This is a genomic window from Oscillospiraceae bacterium, assembly GCA_034925865.1.
Taxonomy (GTDB): Bacteria; Bacillota; Clostridia; order Oscillospirales; family SIG627; genus SIG704.
In genome coordinates this window covers 26,853-48,637 of the sequence record JAYFRN010000018.1, presented here as the reverse complement: position 1 = coordinate 48,637, position 21,785 = coordinate 26,853, and the positions used below count along the sequence as shown (strand labels likewise).

Annotated in this window: 20 protein-coding genes; 18 read left to right on the top strand and 2 right to left on the bottom strand. The window is 42.1% G+C overall.

What is annotated here, in order from left to right; translation table 11 throughout:
* Positions 1-164 precede the first annotated feature (164 nt).
* A complete protein-coding gene (locus VB118_07710) occupies positions 165-632 on the top strand; it encodes a hypothetical protein (GenBank protein ID MEA4832488.1) in 468 nt (155 codons plus the stop codon).
* A gap of 364 nt (positions 633-996) precedes the next feature.
* Here the strand turns inward: VB118_07710 and thrS are convergent, their stop codons facing one another.
* Positions 997-2,934, bottom strand: a complete 1,938-nt coding sequence (gene thrS, locus VB118_07705; protein MEA4832487.1) for a threonine--tRNA ligase — start codon at positions 2,932-2,934, stop codon at positions 997-999.
* A gap of 92 nt (positions 2,935-3,026) precedes the next feature.
* Between thrS and VB118_07700 the strand changes: the two genes are divergently transcribed.
* The 10 genes from VB118_07700 (at position 3,027) to VB118_07655 (ending at position 13,649) form a co-directional block, all read left to right on the top strand.
* A complete protein-coding gene (locus tag VB118_07700; protein ID MEA4832486.1) occupies positions 3,027-3,200 on the top strand; it encodes a hypothetical protein in 174 nt (57 codons plus the stop codon).
* 348 nt (positions 3,201-3,548) lie between these two features.
* Positions 3,549-5,384 (top strand): translational GTPase TypA, encoded by a 1,836-nt coding sequence (gene typA / locus VB118_07695; GenBank protein ID MEA4832485.1) that lies wholly within the window; start codon positions 3,549-3,551, stop codon positions 5,382-5,384.
* 379 nt (positions 5,385-5,763) lie between these two features.
* The gene (locus VB118_07690) at positions 5,764-6,342 is read left to right on the top strand and encodes a peptidylprolyl isomerase (GenBank protein MEA4832484.1); all 579 of its coding nucleotides are present in this window, start codon (positions 5,764-5,766) and stop codon (positions 6,340-6,342) included.
* A gap of 100 nt (positions 6,343-6,442) precedes the next feature.
* Positions 6,443-6,838 (top strand): GntR family transcriptional regulator, encoded by a 396-nt coding sequence (locus VB118_07685; protein MEA4832483.1) that lies wholly within the window; start codon positions 6,443-6,445, stop codon positions 6,836-6,838.
* Positions 6,822-7,751: an ABC transporter ATP-binding protein gene (locus VB118_07680; GenBank protein MEA4832482.1), complete on the top strand. Its 930-nt coding sequence runs from the start codon at positions 6,822-6,824 to the stop codon at positions 7,749-7,751. The genes VB118_07685 and VB118_07680 overlap by 17 nt, the downstream gene beginning before the upstream one ends.
* Positions 7,744-10,152, top strand: coding sequence for an ABC transporter permease subunit (locus VB118_07675; protein ID MEA4832481.1), 2,409 nt, complete (start codon positions 7,744-7,746; stop codon positions 10,150-10,152). The genes VB118_07680 and VB118_07675 overlap by 8 nt, the downstream gene beginning before the upstream one ends.
* A gap of 271 nt (positions 10,153-10,423) precedes the next feature.
* Positions 10,424-11,488, top strand: a complete 1,065-nt coding sequence (locus VB118_07670) for a hypothetical protein (protein ID MEA4832480.1) — start codon at positions 10,424-10,426, stop codon at positions 11,486-11,488.
* Between the two features lie 100 nt (positions 11,489-11,588).
* Positions 11,589-12,071: a hypothetical protein gene (locus VB118_07665; GenBank protein MEA4832479.1), complete on the top strand. Its 483-nt coding sequence runs from the start codon at positions 11,589-11,591 to the stop codon at positions 12,069-12,071.
* A gap of 106 nt (positions 12,072-12,177) precedes the next feature.
* Positions 12,178-12,990, top strand: coding sequence for a DUF4375 domain-containing protein (locus VB118_07660; GenBank protein ID MEA4832478.1), 813 nt, complete (start codon positions 12,178-12,180; stop codon positions 12,988-12,990).
* Between the two features lie 128 nt (positions 12,991-13,118).
* On the top strand, positions 13,119-13,649 hold the full coding sequence (locus VB118_07655; GenBank protein MEA4832477.1) for a GNAT family protein: 531 nt from the start codon (positions 13,119-13,121) through the stop codon (positions 13,647-13,649).
* A gap of 78 nt (positions 13,650-13,727) precedes the next feature.
* Here VB118_07655 and VB118_07650 read toward each other — a convergent pair whose 3' ends face one another.
* Positions 13,728-16,124 (bottom strand): ABC transporter ATP-binding protein/permease, encoded by a 2,397-nt coding sequence (locus VB118_07650; protein ID MEA4832476.1) that lies wholly within the window; start codon positions 16,122-16,124, stop codon positions 13,728-13,730.
* A gap of 198 nt (positions 16,125-16,322) precedes the next feature.
* Between VB118_07650 and VB118_07645 the strand changes: the two genes are divergently transcribed.
* From VB118_07645 to VB118_07615, 7 genes are all read left to right on the top strand, one after another.
* A complete protein-coding gene (locus tag VB118_07645) occupies positions 16,323-16,985 on the top strand; it encodes a Crp/Fnr family transcriptional regulator (protein ID MEA4832475.1) in 663 nt (220 codons plus the stop codon).
* 70 nt (positions 16,986-17,055) lie between these two features.
* Positions 17,056-18,096 (top strand): ABC transporter substrate-binding protein, encoded by a 1,041-nt coding sequence (locus tag VB118_07640; GenBank protein MEA4832474.1) that lies wholly within the window; start codon positions 17,056-17,058, stop codon positions 18,094-18,096.
* The gene (locus VB118_07635) at positions 18,071-18,868 is read left to right on the top strand and encodes an ABC transporter permease subunit (GenBank protein ID MEA4832473.1); all 798 of its coding nucleotides are present in this window, start codon (positions 18,071-18,073) and stop codon (positions 18,866-18,868) included. Before VB118_07640 ends, VB118_07635 begins: the two co-directional genes overlap by 26 nt.
* Position 18,869: 1 nt before the next feature.
* A complete protein-coding gene (locus VB118_07630; protein MEA4832472.1) occupies positions 18,870-19,460 on the top strand; it encodes an ATP-binding cassette domain-containing protein in 591 nt (196 codons plus the stop codon).
* A gap of 120 nt (positions 19,461-19,580) precedes the next feature.
* On the top strand, positions 19,581-20,036 hold the full coding sequence (locus VB118_07625; protein ID MEA4832471.1) for a zinc ribbon domain-containing protein: 456 nt from the start codon (positions 19,581-19,583) through the stop codon (positions 20,034-20,036).
* A gap of 60 nt (positions 20,037-20,096) precedes the next feature.
* Complete coding sequence (locus VB118_07620) at positions 20,097-20,546, top strand: zinc ribbon domain-containing protein (protein MEA4832470.1); 450 nt, start codon at positions 20,097-20,099, stop codon at positions 20,544-20,546.
* Positions 20,547-20,931: 385 nt separating this feature from the next.
* The gene (locus VB118_07615) at positions 20,932-21,777 is read left to right on the top strand and encodes a hypothetical protein (protein ID MEA4832469.1); all 846 of its coding nucleotides are present in this window, start codon (positions 20,932-20,934) and stop codon (positions 21,775-21,777) included.
* Positions 21,778-21,785: the final 8 nt, after the last annotated feature.

Here is a 21,785-nt window from a genome sequence, read left to right as displayed (position 1 = left end):
GCTGTATTTATACATCTCGTCGCCCCCAAGTGCAAGCTTTTTAACATGTTTCGGCCATTTTCCTTGCACTTATTATACCATAATTCTTGCGATTTGTCTTGCCTTGCTGTATATTTTCTTTTGTTCAGCGGGCATTAAGTAAAGATGACATATTAGAATATTGTTTGTCCGGAGATGCTCTTACCCGCCACCGTCAGAAATTAGTGAAAGACGGTTTGTACAGTATAATTTTTAGTTTGCGTAATATTAAGACCATTCAAGCTCGTAACATTGAGGAACAGATAATAAAACTGTTTATACCCGACGAAAATTATCTTCATTTTCATGCAGTTTTGTTTGAATGTCTTATGGAAAAAGTCTCATATTTATTGCAAGATAAACGTTATGACGATGCAATTATTTCTATGCAAGAAATGCTGTATCACGCAAAAAAATATGATAACATTACTATTAATACAAGCATCTATAAATATACCGCTCCCTTTTTTGATATGTTAGAAGTCGATTCGAACAAATTCATTCGTACAGGAACCAGTACACAAACTGAAGATTTTTACGAGTGGTTGAACAACCAACAATTCGATCCTATACGGGAACGCGTAGATTTTAAAAAGCTGAATGTTATCCAATAGTTATTTTGTATTGTGAACATTGCCTCTACTACGATCTATAATTCTATAAATCATAATTCACTTCTCTTTTATATTTATAGAGTGGGCTTATCCATTAACCCCACTTAAGTACTCTTTTGAAAAAGGGCCCTTAAGAATCCCTATAAGCTTCAATAATTATTACTCTAATAGACGCTCCGAATTTATGCTTCGGTATTGTGTAAACTAAAAACCCGTTCCTGATTTTCAAAGCATATCAGGAACGGTATTTTTTGTTTATTAATCCAATATAAGCGCTTTTGGGGTAGTATGAGGGACTCTTTCGTGAAAAGTACCTCAGCATTGGTTTTTGGAAGGTTTCCCCCGTTTCGCTATATCATTTTATTTATTTAACTCGCTCAGCAACTTCCAGGAGTATCGCTGAAAGGAATTCATCGAGGGACTTTGTGCCCATATCGCCGTTCTTGCGGGAACGTACAGCGACGATTCCGCTTTCCTGCTCTTTATCTCCCACAACGAGCATATACGGCACCTTCTGTAGCTGAGCTTCTCTGATTTTATATCCTATTTTTTCGCTGCGCTTGTCACATTCGGTTCTTATACCGGCGTCGGAAAGACGTTTTGTAATGGAATCGGCATACTCCGCTTGTCTTTCGGAAATCGGGAGAACCTGAACCTGTACAGGCGCGAGCCATGTCGGAAATGCCCCGGCGTATTTTTCGATAAGCAGAGCAAGTGTACGCTCGTAGCAGCCGATTGATGTCCTGTGTATTACATATGGATATTTCTGCTGACCGTCCGCATCTGTATATACCATGCCAAATCGGCTGGCCAACTGAAAATCGATTTGAATCGTGATAAGAGTATCTTCCTTGCCGTGTACATTCTTGATCTGGATATCAAGCTTGGGTCCGTAGAAAGCGGCCTCTCCCGCGGATTCCTTGTAATTGATTTTAAGATCATTGAGTATGACTCTCATACGGTTCTGCACGCTTTCCCATTCCTCGGGAGAGCCGATATATTTCGCCTTATCGTTTTCATCCCATTTCGAGAAGCGGTATGACACTTCATCATCAAGTCCGAGAGTACTGAGCATATATCTCGCAAGATCAAGCGCCCCGGCAAATTCGCTTTCAAGCTGCTCGGGCATACACGCGATGTGTCCTTCGGAAATTGTAAACTGACGCACACGGATGAGACCGTGCATTTCGCCGGATGCTTCGTTTCTGAAAAGTGTCGAAGTCTCGTTGAGTCTCATAGGAAGATCACGATAGCTACGCTTTTTGTTAAGATAAACCATGAACTGGAACGGACATGTCATCGGGCGGAGCGCGAACACTTCTCCCTCCGCTTCGGGATCGCCCATAATAAACATATTATCGCGGTAATGATCCCAGTGACCCGATATCTTGTAAAGATCACGTTTTGCCATAAACGGAGTTTTTGTGAGAAGATATCCGCGGCGCTGTTCCTCGTCCTCCACAAATCTTTGCAACAGCTGAATAACACGCGCGCCCTTTGGCATTAATATCGGGAGTCCCTGTCCGATCATGTCGACAGTTGTAAAATACTCAAGCTCTCTGCCAAGCTTGTTGTGATCGCGCTTTTTTGCTTCTTCAACCTGGGTGATATAGGATTCAAGCTCTTCTTTGGACGGAAAAGCGGTTCCGTATATTCTCTGAAGCATTTTTTTGTTGCTGTCCCCGCGCCAATATGCACCTGTGCAGGCTGTCAGCTTCACAGCTTTCACCTTACCCGTGGAAATGAGATGCAGCCCGGCGCAAAGGTCGACGAAGTCGCCCTGCTTATAGAACGAGATTTCCTCATTTTCCGGAAGGTCGTTTATCAATTCAACCTTATACGGTTCGCCCTTTTCTTCCATGAACTTAAGCGCGTCCTCGCGCGAAAGAGTAAAGCGTTCGAGGGGAAGATTTTCGGCGATTATTTTATTCATCTCTTTTTCAAGCTTGGCAAGAATGTCCGGAGTGAAGCTGATTTCACTGTCAAAATCATAGTAAAATCCGTTATCTATCGCAGGCCCGATTGTCAGCTTGACTTGCGGATAAAGACGTTTAACAGCCTGAGCGAGAATATGAGAAGCGGTATGACGGTAGATTTTTCTGCCTTCTTCGTCATCAAAAGTAACGACTCTCAATTCACAATCGCTTATAAGAACCTTATTAAGCTCAGTGAGTTTTCCGTCAATGTAAACGGCAATGGCAGATTTAGCAAGGCCCTGACTGATGTGTTTTACGGCGTCGATAGCCTTGATCGGCGCTTCCAGCTCTTTTTCAGAGCCGTCGATAAGTTTGATTTTCATGATTTTCTCCAAAATATTATAAAAATAAAAAGCTCGCCCCGAAAAGGTCGGGGTGAGCATAATGAACTCACGATTCCACCCAACAACGGCAACACATGGCTTTGTCAAGCCCAAAACGAATTGCCCTCATTGCGATCCTTAACGCGGATCCTGCGCCCGCCATTTCCTGCGGGATTTCTTCCGGTAAATGCCGGAAAACGGGCGGTACCGATTATATTTCCGAAACGGCTTTCACCAAAAATGCCGTCTCTCTGGATCGGAATACATAAATCGACATGTCCCAATTAAGAATTATCTAATTATATCATAACCATTATAATTTGTCAATCATTATTTTTTAGAAATTTCAAGTCCTGAGAATTTCGTAAATACCATAATGGATTTTGCAATGGAATTTAGTCCGAGAATTCTGCTTTTTCACATACTGAATTAAGAAGCTTTTACAATCTCTATAGCAAACGAAATTACTGTTAAAGTTTTTTTTCGACAAAAAATATTAAAAGTACGCATATTTTAAAAAATGTATTGCAATTCTATACCATATATGATATAATGAATGTTTGTTATTAGGCTTATAAAAATCGACTCAAATCGAACTCTTTGAAACGGATTTGCATATGAAAAACGAAAAGATCAGAAACATCGCAATAATAGCACATGTCGACCACGGCAAGACAACGCTTGTCGACGCAATGCTCAAACAGACCGGCACATTCCGCGTCAACGAACAGGTTGCGGAGCGCGTAATGGACTCAAACGACCTCGAACGCGAGCGCGGAATTACGATACTCGCAAAGAACACTTCACTCTTATACAAGGACTATAAAATCAATATCGTCGACACTCCCGGACATGCGGATTTCGGAGGCGAGGTTGAACGAAGCCTTTCAATGGTAGACGGTGTTCTTCTGCTTGTCGACGCCTTCGAAGGCTGCATGCCGCAAACACGCACCGTGTTGAAAAAAGCCCTTGCTCTCCATCTCGTGCCGATTATTGTCGTCAACAAGATCGACCGGCCCGCCGCCCGTCCTGCGCAGGTTCTCGAAGAGGTGTATGACCTTTTGATTGACCTCGGAGCCACGGAAGAACAGCTGAATGTTCCGGTCGTATATGCATCGGGACGCGATGGAACGGCCTCTCTCGTTCCGGACAAGCAGGATGAAAATCTGCGTGTTTTGTTTGACCTTATAATTGAAAAAATACCGGCCCCGGAATCGGAAGACCTGCTTCCGTTCCAGATGATGGTATCTAACATTGATTTCAACGAATATACCGGACGTATTGCAGTCGGCAAAATTACGCGCGGTCATATCTGCGAAAAAACAATGATCAGCGTCTGCCGCAAAAGCGGTGCCGTTGATAAATACCGCCTTTCCTCAATATATGTATTCGAAGGCTTAAAGAAAAAGCAGGTGGAATGCGCCTATTCCGGCGACATTGTTTGCCTTTCAGGCATACCAGATATAAATATCGGAGAGACTGTCTGCGATTTCGACAATCCGGAGCCGCTGCCTTTTGTCGAAATAGATCAGCCCGTGCTGTCAATGTTCTTCTCCGTCAATACGTCTCCCTTCGCCGGATCAGAAGGACAGTACGTGACCTCGCGCCATCTCCGCGAGCGCCTTTACAGAGAGCTCGAATCAAACATAAGTCTCAAAGTGGAAGATACCGATACCACCGACACCTTGAAGGTTTCCGGTCGAGGAGAGCTCCATCTTTCCGTGCTGATAGAAAACATGAGACGCCAGGGCTTTGAATTTCAGGTGTCCAAACCGACCGTAATCATAAAAGAAATAGAAGGAGTTAAGTGCGAGCCTTACGAACGCCTTTTTGTTGACACTCCTGACGAATATAACGGCACCGTCATCGATTTGATCTCTCAACGCAAGGGCGAAATGGTATCCATGGCCCCGATTTCGTCAGGATATACACGTATAGAATTCATTATCACCTCGCGCGGACTCTTCGGCGCTCGCAGCGATTTGATGACAGCCACAAAAGGCAACGCCATTGTAAATACCGAATTTGAAGGCTATTCTCCGCTGAAAGGCGCTCTTTCAGCGCGTGCGCGCGGTTCGCTTATCGCTTTTGAAAACGGAACAACCACTTCATACGGCATGTACAACGCGCAAGATCGCGGAACTATGTTTATTCCCAATCAGTTAAATGTATATGAAGGCATGGTCATCGGTGAATCCAACGATTCAAGCGACCTTGTCGTCAACCCCTGCAAGAAAAAGCACCTCACCGCCGTCCGTTCAACCGGTGCCGACGAAGCGCTTCGTCTCGTCCCGCCGCGCGTCATGACGCTTGAAAAATGCCTTGAGTTCATCGCCGATGACGAGCTTCTTGAGGTCACTCCTCAATCTCTGCGGCTCCGTAAGAAGATCCTTTCAAATGATCTTCGCGCAAAGCAGCGCGCAAAGGATAAACTGGGTATGGCGAACGCCTGAACCGGACAGACTTTAATCTTATTTTATTGAGATATTTATAGGTATACGGCGGCACGGCGATATTCGCCGCGCCGCCGTTTTTATTAATGCCTTGGCAGCAATTCCAATAAACGGATGAAATTATAAGCGGCCATATATGACAACCGATATTTACCGTCATGGCGATTATTGGCTCTAAATATTCAATAACTCAAAATTACATCTCTTGTTTTCTTTTATTATCTCTGCTTTTTTCGTTTTTTTGAGAGTGGAACAACAGCAAAAACGAATTCTTAGAGGTTACCTTAACTGACTCGTCAATAATATATATGACATTGACAAAAATATCATAAGATGATAAAATCGGTATATAATATTATAAATCGAAAGGTAGTACGATATGATGTATCAATTTGATAAAGCGACCGCGGGCGAGGAAATCAATATAAAAACCACAATGGGCGATATTAAAATAAAGCTTTTTCCGGAAAAGGCTCCGAAAACAGTCGAGAATTTTCTGACGCATATTAAAAACGGCTATTACAACGGAATCATATTTCACAGAGTGATCCCCGATTTCATGATACAGTGCGGCGATCCAACCGGCACCGGTATGGGAGGAGAAAGCATATGGGGCAAGCCGTTTAAGGACGAGTTTTCTCCTCATCTTCATAATTACCGCGGCGCGCTTTCGATGGCAAACGCAGGTCCTAACACAAACGGCAGCCAGTTTTTCATTGTTCAAGCCTCCGGATGCGATGAATCCATGATCGAACAAATTAAACGCGCCGGATGGGATACGGAAATTGTAGATAAATATGCCGAGCTGGGAGGCACTCCGTGGCTCGACAATCATCACACTGTATTCGGACAGGTTACCGACGGTATGGATATTGTCGATAAAATTGCCGCAGCGAAACGCAACAGACAGGATAAGCCTGTTGAGGAGATTAAAATTATTTCCATCAATATCCTGTAATTGCCATAAACAGTTATTGACAAGCAGAACCATTCGTGATATAGTGTAACTGTGTTAATACAATTAATACAGTTACACTTTTTAGAAGGGAGAGAGCGAAATGATCACCGTGGATTTCAAGGACCGCCGTCCTATTTACGAACAGATTGCATCAAACATCAAGCTGTTGATTTCGACAGGAGTGCTCAACGGCGGTGATAAGCTTCCGAGCGTCAGGTCTTTAAGCCTTTCACTCGGAATCAACCCAAATACGATCATGAGAGCTTACACCGAGCTTGAACGCGAAGGCATCGCGCAGACGGTTCAAGGGAAAGGCGTATTCATATCGGAGGACGTTTCATCAATCAAGGAAAAGCAGCGCGAGGAAATCAAATCAAAGCTTGATCAGCTCGTATGCGAAGCGGAGGGATCAGGTATTTCGAAGCAGACCTTGAATCAATGGCTTTCAGTTTCACCGGAAGGGAGCGAAAAAAATAAAAATGATAACGATAAATAATTTATCCAAAACCTATCAGTCGACCGGCATAAAATCTCTTTCGGATATTACCTTCAATCTGAAGAGCGGATCCGTTATGGGACTTGTCGGTACGAACGGCGCCGGAAAATCAACGCTTCTCCGCATACTCGCGGGAATTTATAAACAGGATTCAGGAACGCTTTTAATCGACGGACAAACCGTTTTTGACAACAACAGCCTGAAAAATAACATCGCATATATATCAGATGACCAGTATTATCCCGCCGGGGCGACACTTGAGGACACAGCCGCCGTATACGCATTGTTTTATAAGGGTTTTTCATATAAGAGATTCAACGAATTCTGCTCATCATTCGGACTTGACAAAAAAAGAAAGGTCAATACTTTTTCTAAGGGTATGCGCCGCCAGGGTGAGGTTATCCTATCTCTTTCGGTCATGCCGAAATACCTTTTCTGCGACGAGACCTTTGACGGACTCGATCCGCTTATGCGGGCATTTGCCGCCGGCAGACTTATGGCCGACGTCGCCGACAACGGTACAACCGTGATTTTATCCTCGCACAACCTCCGGGAAATGGAACAGCTTTGCGATCATATCGCGCTGATTCACGACGGAAGACTTCTTATAAACCGCTGCATAGATGATCTCAAGGACAATGTTTTTAAGGTTCAGCTCGTTTTTTCGGGTGCCGAGATACCGCTTGATGAATTCGAGCCGAAAAATCTCTCGCACGCGGGAAAGCTGATCAGCTTCATCGCAAACGGAAGTCCCGCGGAATTTGAACACAGAATAAGAAACCGCGCGTCAGAAGCCGGGACAAGCGTAAACTATTATGAGGCTCTCCCTCTCACTCTCGAAGAAATCTTCGCATATGAGCTGAATTCACGCGGGCTCAACAAACTGATTCACGGAGGTGACAGCAATGCTTAACGCTGTAAAACGCCGCAGCGGAAATATTCCGTCATACATCAGACATTCGCTTTTCAACAACTGGTCGGTGATTCTCGTCATACTGATAATCCTGATCATACTCGGGCCGATCATCGGGCTTCTTATATATAATACGGAAACCTCCTCCGCGGAATCAGATATGATAGCCGAGGAAGCATCCTGCAAGCTCGCGGCTCAGGCAAAAGCGGACGGCAGATCACTGACCGGCGTTGAAACCGAAACCAAAAAATATGATTACGCTTACGCCGATTCGATGATGCAGAAACCGGAATATGCGGCGGCCCGCATATACCTGGTTCAGCAGTATTTTGATTCTCAATACCCTGAGGAAATGCTTGAATCGAATGTGTCATTGTATAAAACCCGCATCACGAAAGCGGCCGAAAGGACATATTCAATTAAAGGCTATGAATTTCCCATCAGCATCATCATACTCGCTATTCTGGCTTTTTTCTGCACTCAGATAGTATTTGCCTTTGACAAATCAAAGAAAAGCTCTGACTTTTTCGGAGCAATGCCGGTCAGGAGAAACGAATATTTTGCCGGTTCAGCCTTAAGCGGAATGCTCTTTACGCTTATTCCATATACAATCTCAATGATCCTGACTCCGTCTATTTTGATTACGGCCGGGATCACCAAATATGTCTCCTACGGCGAGCTGTGGGCAGGCTTTGGAGTATTTTACCTGTATTCATTGTTTTTCTTTATACTGTTCTACGCGCTTTCGCTTCTTTCCTCCGTATCGGCAAATTCAAAAGCAGTCTCGCTGTTTATATACCTTTCGTTAAACTTTTATTTCGGAGCCTTTTTCATACTCGGAGGCGCCATTTCGGGTATGGACAACGGTCAGTTCGCCGACTTTGTAAACAACTCCAAAGGTCTTCACGATTTTATATTCCATTCGTCTCCGTTTTTCAAGTTTATTGAATTCGCGCAAAAAGGCACGCATTTGGGAGCTTTGGAGATAATAATTTACCTTGCCGCGGCCGCGGCGATAATATTCCTCGCCATGCTTATTTTCAAGCATAAACGCGCGGACAACGTATCTCTCCCCAGCCCGTTCATGAAGCTCAGATATCCTCTGCAGCATATACTGATGGTCATAGCCACCATTGCCTGTGCCGCGTTTTTCTACGCGATAGGCAACGGCAAGCTTGTATGGCTTTTCGTGGGAATCGGCATAGGCTGTGTTCTCAGTTATATAGCGCTGAATTCGATTTTCGAAGGCTCGATCAAGGCAGCTTTCAAGAATATCAAGCATCTTGTCCTCCTCGCCGTCATTACAGGTTTGATCGCATGCTTTGTATTCATCGATTTTTTCGGATTTTTCAGACTGCCTGATATATCCGCCGAGAACGCCGACAGTCTTAAGATCGTTTTCGGCACCGACGGAATGTACAGCTATAACGGCATTACGGGCAATGACGCCTTCAGCTCAATTGAGCTTGATTCTTCCTCAGAGCTTGCGGAAAAATCAGATGCGATAAAGCTGATCACCGCCATTAATAAAGCCAATCAAAGCGGAAAACAGCTTCCCTCCTACAACTATATGCCGTTTATTTCGAACGCGTATACCGAGCTTGCGTTCAAATGGAAATTGGAAAGCAACACTTATTATTCATTCATTTCTCTTGTCACGGCAGAGGATAAAACAGCCGGAGATGCGCTTTACGGGCTGATAAAAAAGGGTTGTTATGCTCCGGGCATTATCAAGCTTCTTGAATCGAAAAAGAACGCATATGCCGCCGCGTTTTCCGTCTATGAGGCCGCCAACGACTATTCTCTCACATCAGTTCCGGATATAACGGAAAAGATAGGCGACGCGGATATCCTGAATTATATCGAAAAGCAAAGCATTTTCAACGGAACAGCGCAGGACTATTCGGACAAGGTCAAAATCGACGGAGATAAGCTCAATAAGCTTGTCGAAGCCCTTAAAAAGGACTATGCCGATGCATCGCTGGAGGAGCTTTCCGGTTCATCAGGATATTATGTATCCGTCATATTCAATTCCGACGGCACAGGCATATTCGCGAATTATCCCGCCGGGACACAGATTTCAATTCCCTACGCGATTCCCGCGGAATTCGGCAACACCGTTGCGTTTCTTAAATCCGAAGGCGTCGGCGGCAACGATTCGGCGGAATATACAAGCCTTGTCAATTCCGTCAAGCATGTTTATAAGCTGAATAACGATATGTCCGCTCCGTCACCGACCGAAGAAATTGAAGTGACTGATATAAACGCTTTTATGAACGATAAAGATATCGTCCCCATAGAATACGGTATACTCGATTTCTATAATCCGGATGGAGATGTATATGTTCTTTATGCGGAAAAAGAGGACGGATATTCGCTGGTGTATGTAAAAGAGCAATAATCCGCAAGCGGATTTAATCGCTCCGGCAGGGGATAGACAGACTGAATATAAAACAGGAGCCGCGGATTTAAAGCCGTGACTCCTGATTTTTTTTAATATTTTTGTCAAAATGGTAAAATTATGGTTGATGTTTGTCGGGAAATGTAGTAATATATATTAAAGTTGTTAATATAGGGCATAAAAAGCGGGGTTGTGGGTTTATTTTAATGAGTGATGTGCGTAGGGCGTGCGCATTGTAGCAATAATGAGAAGCTCGAAAGGAAACAAATAAATGATATATTTGTGTTTTGATACAAATGTTTACATTAAACTATTGCTTCATAATTATAAAATGAAATCATACTTTGAACCCATAAGCAATGAAACAAGTTCAATAATCCTTGAATTGAAAACTCTAGCAGAAAGTAACTATTATACGGTATTGTTGCCAGAGGTGATTCAGTTAGAGCTTGAAAAGCAAAATTCCTATATTAGCAATGACATCCTAAACAATTGCAGATTATTAAAGATGTCTATTGAGGGTACGAAGAGTAAGATGTGGAATGAAAGTCATGACTTAGTATCAAAATTACTTAGTACAGTTGATGATTATCAAGGTAATAAACTACTTGTTTGGAATAAATACTATCAAGAACTCGTTGGATTCTTTGACGAGAAAAGAATAGTCAAATTAGCTTTGACACCAGAAATAATATGTGAAACTGAAAAACGCAAAATAAAAGGATTAATAACCGAAAAGCAAGTTAATGATTCTTTTATTATTGATAGCATGTACTGCTTTATGAAACAACATATTACAGGTGAAGATAAAGTTTATTTAATAACATATGACAACGGATTCTTTGAAAAAGGCAAACTCAAAGAAAAGTACAAATGTGAAAACCTTGAGATTCTAATTATATATGGAATAGAGCAATTTGAAGAAAAACTGAACCTAAGACTGATTGATAAACATCTCAATAGTAAGAAGGAAATGTCAATAGATACAGAAGAAGCTGGAGCTTATGATAATTTCGATGACGTTACAGATGAATATATTGAGAAAAATGCAAAATGCGAAAACGAGCATATTTGTAAAATGGTAGATATTGTTGAATCTGACGCATTAAAACAACCGGGTAATGTGCAGGTTATTAGAAAAGCTATAATAGCTGATATTTCTATGAAACTTGAAAAATGTCGCGAATTAGATAGTTGGGATGACAAAAGTGAATTAAAATTATATCAATGGCTTGAAGGAAGGACTGAAGACGAATTGCCTCTATCTTCAGTTTCAGATTTAATTTTAATTAGTAAAAATATTGATGAATACTACGACATTCATCTTGAAATGTAAAGTAATGTGCTTCTCATTATGTTCATAAGTTCCATAACTTTACGTGGGTGAAATATCTGTAATTAAAGAAGATAATAAAATGAATTAAGGAGAACTTTATATGGATAAGAAATTTAATAAACTTATGGATCAGCTTATCTCCTCACATAAAAATGGTAACGAAACTAATGCTAAGGATGCTGTGAATGCTCTATGTGCATATATAAAACCTATCGAAGAAAAGCTATCTTCTACGCTTCCATCCATAGAGAACGAGAATGTTGCCAAATGCTATGTTGACGATGCTGAAATAGTCGCTTCAAATTATTATGAGATTATTAAACTAGTTCTGAAAAGGATGCATGTCAAAAAGTTCGATGAAATCAGATTTACTCTTAGCAAAGATCGCTTAATCGATGTGTTAATTGTGCAGAAAGGCGAAGAATATTCTCTGGACTTTGGCACATATATACATCATAATGACTTGCGAGAAACCGAATACTATATTGAAATCGAAGCTCTTTCTGCAGACAATAATTCTCTTGATTGGAATAGAGCTATCGAAATACTCAAGAACAAAAATTGGCACAATTATCAATGTTAATTACTGTCTTTAGATGGCAACTTTTCCAACATTCCCAATACGATTTTTGGTACTATAGGTTTTACCGTAAATGCGTACAATAAATTTATAATTCTGGAGTCTGAATATGAAAGAATATAAAATTATATATTATGTTGGCGAATCGATAGGTTCAGAAACGATAGTTACTAAGGGTGTCTTGCATGAGGAGAACGATAATTTATACATCGTAACAAAAAATGATCGAATTGCCCTGAATATGATCTATAAGTCAGAATTATTTAAACTTAATGGATTAGGCACGATGATCAAAATAATTAACGATACGAAGACGATATTTCTAACGGCATACAGAATATTTTTCAACATAGGTACGGGCTTTGTAATAATAAATTATTTTGAAACGAAAAAAATCAAGAAGCATTTAGACGCAAAGCAAATTGATAAATCATTTCAAGATTCTAACGCATTTTGGAACACCGATTTAGCTTCAATCTGGAAAATTTCTGATAAAAATCAATTTCTCATTGCTATGAATAGTTATCTGTGCCGAAAATGTAATTATGGAGAAGATATCGGAAAGCTAACAGAAGCAGAGAAGATATTCTATTTAAATATCCAGTTCGAATCAGAAGTTAATAACGGTGGCTTTTCTCAGTTTTTCTTTAATAGCAGTGGGGATTTTGCCAATGAAACATCAAATTCATTACATATAATAGGCGCAGAACAAACGGAGAAAATTTACAATAAAGCACTTTTAACGCTAGGGGGTAACCTTCCAAAAGATCAAAGCGATCGCCAAGAATTACTTGACAGTATACTGACAGAAGCAGTTGATGAAATTCTAAATGAATGTGATACTGAATTTTATAAGTATCCCGATAATCTAGAAGATCTTAATTTTCAATTTATTATAAAAAATAGAGAACAGTTTAATTAAAGGCAAAGTCAACATGGCAAGAATCCAGCTTCCCATTATGCTTATAATATGAAATCAAATCAAATCAATTTCATACTTTAATAGTAAACTCATTTAATCGATAATATTTATTTCAAATGAGGTTTAATATGATAGAGACACAAAGATTATTCATAAGACGCTTTACTCCTGAGGATTGGAAAGATTTAAATGATTATTTATCCGATCCGAAAGTGGTCTTTTATGAACCTTACGATGTTTTTACAGAAGATGAATGTAGAAATGAAGCAATAAAGCGTTCAAAGGATGATGCATTCTGGGCAGTTTGTCTGAAGGATAGTAAAAAGCTGATAGGAAATATATATCTGTCGAAGCAGGACTTTAATACTTGGGAATTAGGATATGTATTCAATCTCAAATATCAAGGAAACGGATATGCCACAGAAAGCGGCAGAGCCATTATAAACTATGCGATACAGAAGTATAATGCGCGACGTATTATAGCAATGTGTAATCCGGATAATGAAAGATCATGGAAACTACTTGAACGATTAAATATGAGGAGAGAAGGACATCTGAAACAAAATATATATTTTAAGACTGATGGCAATAACCAACCAATTTGGCAGGATACATATGAGTATGGAATTCTATCATCTGAGTGGTGTACATTCTCATAATGTGTAAACTCGACGCTTTGGAATAAAAAAAACAGACAACTTTCGGCTGTCTGCTTTTATTAAATTCCAAATTTTCTATTATTCGCTTCTCAACGCCTCTACCGCGTCCTTTTTGCTTCCAAGCTTCGCCGGAACATGACCTCCGAGCATCGTGAGAACGGTGCTTATCAGAATCAGAAACACCGCGTCGGTGATTCTCAAAGTTGCCACGTTTTTAAGCGATGTCAGGTTAAATATTATCGCGTTCGCGGGAAGCGTCAGCAGATACGCAAACGCGATTCCAAGCGTGCCGGAAAACGTGCCTATTATGCAGGTTTCCGCGTCGAACACCCGTGTAATATCCTTTCTTCGCGCTCCCAGCGCTTTCAAAATACCGATTTCCTTTGTGCGCTCCAAAACAGAAGTGTAAGTGATAATACAAATCATTATAAGGCTCACGACAAGAGATATCGCCGCAAAAGCAATAAGCACTATCGCAATGCCGTCGATTATGCCCTTTGTGAGATCGGAAAGGCTCTTGGCAAGGTCGGTATATATGACCATATTCGCCTCGTCTTTCCCGTCGTTATACCAGTCAAGATATTCGGTTACGGCTTCCTTTGTTTCAAAATCACGCGGATATACAAAAATCATATACGGAGTGTAATCGCCGCCGAGCATCATAATGACATTTTTCTTTTCATCTTCGTTGACCGGTTGCATCGTGAATACATTCGTGTCTGAATCAAGCTGTGCCTTAACGATCTCCGAATCATGAGAAATTCTGCCTATTTTTTCAGCAAGCTCGTCGCTGTATGCTATGCCGTTTCCGAGAAGCGAAATCTGCACGCTTTTCTTCTGGCGCAGAATACCGCATATGCGTATCGTCACGGCATCCTCTGACGCGTACATCGTGTCATAATCCTTTTCCGGCAGATAATTTCCGTATTCGGTTTTCTTATACCAAATGTCATTCGGAATTATCTTCATTTCCGTTCCGACTATATCGGAAAAGCTGATTTTATCGACATTTTCAACGGTATAGCCAAGAGCGGACAGCGCGGCCGAGTCAACGCGGTTTTCATCGTCCACAATAAGCACAAGGTCATATTCATCCTTCGGATATCCACCGGCGAGCAGATCGTAATTCGACTGGAGATAAGGCTCGTCTGTATCGGAAAGAGTTTTCGGGAAAGAAGAAAGCCCGGCATTGTTCATGCTCGACATCATCGATCCCGAAGACGGCTGTCCCTGTGTGACGCCTATCGGTATAGAAACCTGTTTGATCTCTCCGTCCGAGCTGCGGAGCAGATTCATCGAAACTATACGCGTGAATCCGATGCTTTTACAGATATCGGGCGATATCGCGTTTAAATATTCGATATAATCGTCGGTCAGATTGTTTTTATGGATGATTTTCGATTCCTCGGGATTGTGGACGACCACATAATCGGTGTTCGGATATTTCCCGTCCGAGGTATCATCGGAAGTTTCATTGTTTTCAACCTTGTTTATTATTTCCTGGCGCTTTTTGGCACCTCTTTCGGCAAGAACGTCTTTATCCAGGTTCATTGCAGAGCGGCTTATTATTATGGGAAATTCGGAAAGTGCATCCGCCTGATACTCGTCGACCTTTGATTGAAAGCCGCTCGAAAGGCTCATTATCAGGGCAATTCCGATAATTCCTATGCTGGACGCAAACGAAGTGAGAAAAGTGCGGCCGGGTTTTGTCTTTATATTGTTAAAGGAAAGATTCAGCGCCGTGAAAAAGCTCATGCTCGTCTTTTTCAACGTGAAGGCTCCATCCTTCGGACCTTCTTCATGCGGATGAGAATCCGATATTATTTTTCCGTCCGCAAATTTCACGATACGGTCGGCATACTTTTCCGCAAGTTCGGGATTGTGGGTGACCATAATAACAAGCCTGTCAACTGATATTTTTTTAATAATATCGAGTATCTGCATGCTCGTCGCGGTATCGAGCGCCCCTGTCGGCTCGTCGCAAAGTAAAATTTCCGGATTATTGGCAAGCGCCCGCGCAATCGCCACGCGCTGCATCTGGCCGCCGGATAATTGATTCGGCTTTTTATGAAGATGATCCCCCAGCCCGACTTCTTTGAGAACACTTATCGCGCGTTCTCGCTTTTCGGCAGAGGAAACGCCGCTGAGCGTCATGCCCAGCTCTACATTCGCGATAATGCCTATATGTGAAATCAGATTATAATTCTGAAATACAAAGCCGACCGAATTGTTGCGATATGCATCCCATTCGGCTTCGGTGAATTTTTTTGTGCTCTTCCCTTTGATTTTCAGGTCACCGGAATCATAACGGTCAAGACCGCCGATAATATTCAATGCGGTCGTCTTGCCGGAACCGCTCGGACCCAGGATCGCCACAAATTCCTTCGATCTGAAGGACACGCTGACATCGTCGAGCGCCCGTGTTTCTATATCTCCGACACGGTAGGTCTTTTTAATATTCTTTAATTCGAGCAAGTTTTTAACCTCCGAAACAGTATTTTGTTATTATACATTTTTATAATATATTGTCTATGAACAGCTTATTAATTTTGATTATATTTTACTTGATTTTCAACAAAATGCCAAAAAGGGATAACGACTGTTGACATTTGCTCGGAGCTGTGCTATTATTAATGTGTCCCATTTGGGACACTTATCAAAAGGTAAAAATGAATGGATAAAGAATTAGCTTCAACATATCTTCCCGGTCTGCGTGTGTGCCGGCTTTTCAGAGGAATCGAAGACGATTCTATAATTGCATCGGTCTCGTCCGCGGAATGCGGCTTCGCTTCGTTTTTATCGGGCGAGCAGATATACAAATGCGGATGTGAAAATGCAATGTTGGGAATAATTCTATCAGGACAGGCTGACATATACGACGGACGCGAAAAAGTGCTGCTCAATACGCTTTCTCAGGGAGCGATGTTCGGCGCGGTATCTCTTTTCGGAAACGCGGAGGATTTTATTACGGTAATCCGCGCCCGCGGGCAGGTTTCGGTCGTCTGCATCAAGCCCGGGTATGCAGAAAACATGATTGTTTCCGATGAGATAAAAGCAAAAAATTATATCATGTTTCTCTCCGAAAAGATACGGTTTTTAAACAAGAGGATCGCCTGTTTCACGGGCGAGCTGTCAGTAAGGCTTTACAAACAGCTTGCTTCATCGTCCGTAAACGGTATTGTCGAAGTCAAAAGCTTTTCCGCGCTGGCAAAAGCTCTCGGAATGGGAAGAAGCTCGCTTTACCGTGAGCTGGACAGGCTCAAATCGGCCGGAATGATCTCTGTGTCCGGCGGAAGCATCAGACTGCTTGAACAGGAGAGCCATGACAGAATGTAGGCTGTTATTCCATTTCATTTTATATTTTGAATTTTTGATTTCAAATCACTGAAAGGTCTGATTAATTAAAATGAAACAATTTAAACCGAAAAAGCTGCTTGCCGTCCTTTTTGCCGTGATACTATCGGTATCGATGGTTCTCGCTTCATGCTCTCCCGCGGAAAAGCCGCAAACGCAAACCGGAACGCAGACACAAACCGGAACGGAAGCTCCGGCCGTCACAGAAATAAACATCATGACACTCAAGGGTCCTACCGGAATGGGTATGGCAAAAATGATGAAGGATAATGATGCAGGGAAATATACCGATAAATATAACTTCACCATCGCCGCCACGCCGGATCAAGTTAACGCCAATCTGATCAAAGGCGCATGCGACATAGCCGCTCTGCCTGTAAATCTCGCGTCCGTGCTTTATTCAAAAATGAAAGGAAAAATTAAAATTGCGGCTTTAAACACACTCGGCGTCATGTATCTTCTTGAAAACGGAAATACTATAAATTCCGTTGCCGATCTTAAGGGAAAGACAATTTACGCAAGCGGACAAGCCTCGACTCCGGAATATGTCCTCAGATATATTTTGTACGAAAACGGAATTGATCCCGATAAAGACGTCACTATTGTCTGGAAAGCCGATCATACTGAGCTCACCACTCTCATTACCGCCGGCGAAGTTGATATCGCAATGCTTCCAGAGCCGAATGTCACGACCGCTTTGAGCGGAAACAGCGCCCTGAGAATAGCGCTCGACCTCAATGACGAATGGGGCAAAACAACAAACGGCATTACTCAGGCTCAGGGCTGTATAGTGGTCCGCAGCGAATTTCTTGATAAGCACAAGGACGCTGTGGACGCGTTTCTCGCGGCATATAAGGCTTCCGTCGAATATACCAATTCAGACACGGACGGAGCAGCTCTTGCGATTGAGGAATACGGTATCGTGCCGAAGGCCGCTCTCGCGAAAAAAGCCATACCCAACTGCAACATCTGCTATATAGACGGTGATGAAATGAAAACAACCGTTAATAAATTTTTAGAGATTTTATACGCCGCTAACGTCAGCTCCGTCGGAGGGAGCCTACCTAATGACGACTTCTTCTATAAAAAATAAAATAAAAAGCCTGAACATATTTGCAAAAGCTGTGATTTCGCTCGTTTTTTGGACCGGGCTTTGGTATTTGTGCGCTCTTATATTAAATAACGAGCTTATTCTTCCCATGCCTCACTTAATTATAAAAAGCTTTTTTGCTCTTTTAAGCAAAGAAGCTTTTTATTCATCGGTTGCGTTATCCGTATTCAGAATTCTATGCGGATATATCGCCGGCACCGTCGCCGGCGCGGCGCTCGCCGCGTTCTGCGTCAAAAGCGCCGCAGCCGATGTCCTCTTTTCTCCTGTTCTTACGATTATCAGAGCGACGCCTGTCGCGTCTTTTATCATTATCACGCTCGTATTATTTAAAACCGGATTTATCCCTGTCATTACAAGCATGCTGATGGTTGTCCCGATAGTATATTCACAGGTTCGAGTCGGTATTGAAGCAATACCGGTCTCATTAATTGAAACCGCGAATATTTTCAAACTTAAAGGCTCACGGAAATTGAAGCTCCTTGTGTTGCCCGCGGTTAAGCCTTACTTCATTTCCGGTTCGATGACAGCAATCGGGCTCGCATGGAAGGCGGGAATAGCGGCGGAGGTGCTGTGTACTCCGCGCTCTTCGATCGGACGTTATTTATACGAATCAAAGCTTTATCTTGAAACAGACGATATGTTCGCGTGGACGCTCACTATCATTCTAATAAGCCTTGCTTTGGAAAAGCTTCTGAAGTATGTTCTCAGATCATCGCGTAAAAATCTTCGCGGGATGAAAGGCGGCATTGAATAATATGTACAAGCTGATCAATATATCAAAATCCTTCGATGGTAAAAGAGTGCTTGCGAATATTACTGCAGAACTGCCCGATAAGGGAATAGTCACTGTATCAGGGCCTTCCGGAAGCGGCAAAACCACGCTTATGAATATAATATCAGGCTTGATGAAGCCTGATTCCGGCTCGCTTATCGGCTTTGACGGCAAAAGAATCACATATATTTTTCAAGACGCACGTCTTTTTCCCTGGCTTAACGTATATGATAATATTATGCTTGGCATACAGCCGGAGCAAAAAAGCTTTTCAGTCAAAGCCGCCGACGGTCTGCTGACACGATTAGGTATTTATGAATCAAAAAAGCTATATCCGGACGAGCTTTCCGGAGGAATGGCAAGGCGCGTCTCTTGCGCCCGGGCAATATTATTCGGAGGAGATATTCTGCTTGCTGACGAGCCTTTTGCCGGGCTGGATTTGGATTCGGCAAAGGTCGTAATGAACGAGCTGCAGTCTTTTTCAAAATCATCGCTTGTTATCATCGTCAGCCATATTGACATCTTACGGCAATTTTCGGTAAATATTAACTTTAATTTACAAATCACGAATTAATTGTATATATATCTTGAACAATTTTTGGATTATTATAATTTTTTTGCCTTTTTCCGTTTACAATCTGTCCAATTACTGATATAATATTATCATTAATTCATGTTTGAAAGGAGTTCTTACATGGCCTTTTGTACAGCCTGTGGCGCACAGATACCTGATGATGTAAAATTTTGCACATCCTGCGGTGCTGAAGTTAAAAAACCGGCACAGGAAAAGCAAAATCAACAAGCAAATACTCAGCAAAACAACACATTCGCACCTCCGCCATATCAGCAAGCTCCGTATAACAATGCTGTTCCTCCGGAAGGCAGCCCGTTTTCACTCATGTCCGTCGGACAATATATAGGGCTCTTTTTCCTGTACAGCCTTCCCTGCATCGGATTTATCTTCCTGATCGTCTTTTGCTTCTCGGGCACCAATGAAAACAGGAAGCGCTTTTCGAGGGGATTGTTGTTTTATTCTCTGATCATTACAGCTATTGGGGTAATTATCTCCCTGGTAGCAAGCGCCAGCATCGTCGCATTTATAACTCCTTATTTGGATAATATAATGAACGGCGGATACTCATATTATTAAAATCTGACTGCATTCACTGTTCCATTTTTAAGTAAATATTATTTAGGAGGAATTTTCACTATGGCATTTTGCTCAAAATGCGGAACCCAGATAGAAGACGGCAAAGAATATTGCGCCGCCTGTGATCCCGCCAACGCAAACCAAAACAAAAATCAATATCAGAACCAATATCAGCAGGCTGGCGCACAGCAGGCCGCACCGGAAGTTTTCTTCCCTAAGGCAGATGTAGAGGCCGGAAAAGTAATTGCTATATTAATGTATATTTTCCCATTCCTTTTCTTCCTTCCGCTAGTTTCAGATCCTAAAACCGCATACGGAAAGTTCCACGCCAACAACGCACTGTTAATATTATTTATGTATGTGATTGCGTCAATTCTTGTTTGGACATTTATCATCCCAGCTGTATTATGGACCGCTGCGTTTGTTTATCAAATTCTTGGCATAATCTCACCTGTCAAAGGCTCCACAAAGCCCCTTCCGCTCATCGGAAGCCTTGTCCTTATTAAATAATTACATATTTGTATAAAACCGCTTTTATATTAAAAAGCCGGCTTTTCAAAATGAAAAGCCGGCTTTTTTATTTTATATTATGTTTTCTGTATTCTCACTTTTTTCAACACACCAAGCCAACCGTCATATAATGCAACATGTAATTGTTTTATTGAGGCGGCAAATATATCTCGCTGTACATTATTGTTATTAACTCGGCATTTAAATAATTACCGCTCAAAGAGAGAAAAGTCTCTGGTATATGAGCTTTTCTCTTTTATAAAACAAGGCTTATTTAAATGCAATTTTAATAATAAAAACCTTTGATATATAACTTTTTGAATAAGCATAAAACAATTATTCTATTGTCGTTTTATAATATACGCTCAAATGCCCAAGAGGTGATATGTATTTGAATAAAACAGGCTTTTCTTCGCCGTACATAATTTGCGGCAATGATCTGAGATATTCTTTTCTCGCGGAACTGCTCTCAAAAGCCGGAAAAACCGTGTATCTCTGGAGCTGTAACTTTGTTTCGGAATACGCTCGCCCGATTCATTCCGCCGCGGAGATCACGGTTCCGTGTACCGTCATTCTGCCTTTCGCCTCAGAGCCGGCAATTCAATGCGCGGTGCTTTCGGATATCTGTCCGCACTCGCTTGTCGTAGGCGGAAAGTTATGCAGCGAAGCGGAGAATATTCTATCCAGATCTGAATGCGACTTTTTTCCGCTTTTGGAAGATGATGAATTTTCGAAGCTGAACGCTATTCCGACGGCGGAAGGCATTCTCTCTCTTGTTATCAAAGAAACAGATTTTCTGTTGTCCGACGCATCTGTGCTCGTATTCGGCTCCGGCAGAGTCGCGCAAGCCGTTCTTAAGCTGTTTTACCGAATACCAAAGCGCTTATGGATGTGTGCCAGAAACGATGCGGCACTGATATCCGCAGCCGAAGCAGGATTTGGCACGATGAAATTCCCGCCTGATCCGTCTTCGAATGCGATTTCGGATTTTGATATTATTATTAACACGATACCGTCGTTTCATATAATATCAGAGCAGATTGTGTCTTCATTTAAAAAAAGCGCGATCTATTTTGAACTTGCAAGCGGAAAAGATAATATTGACGCCGTTTCTGCGGAAAAAAACAGCGTCAGAGTCGTATTCGCTCATTCGCTGCCGGGTAAATTCGCGCCAAGAACAGCAGCAGGATATATAGCGCATGCGATAGAAAGGTATAAGCTTGAAAGATAAATCTTTCA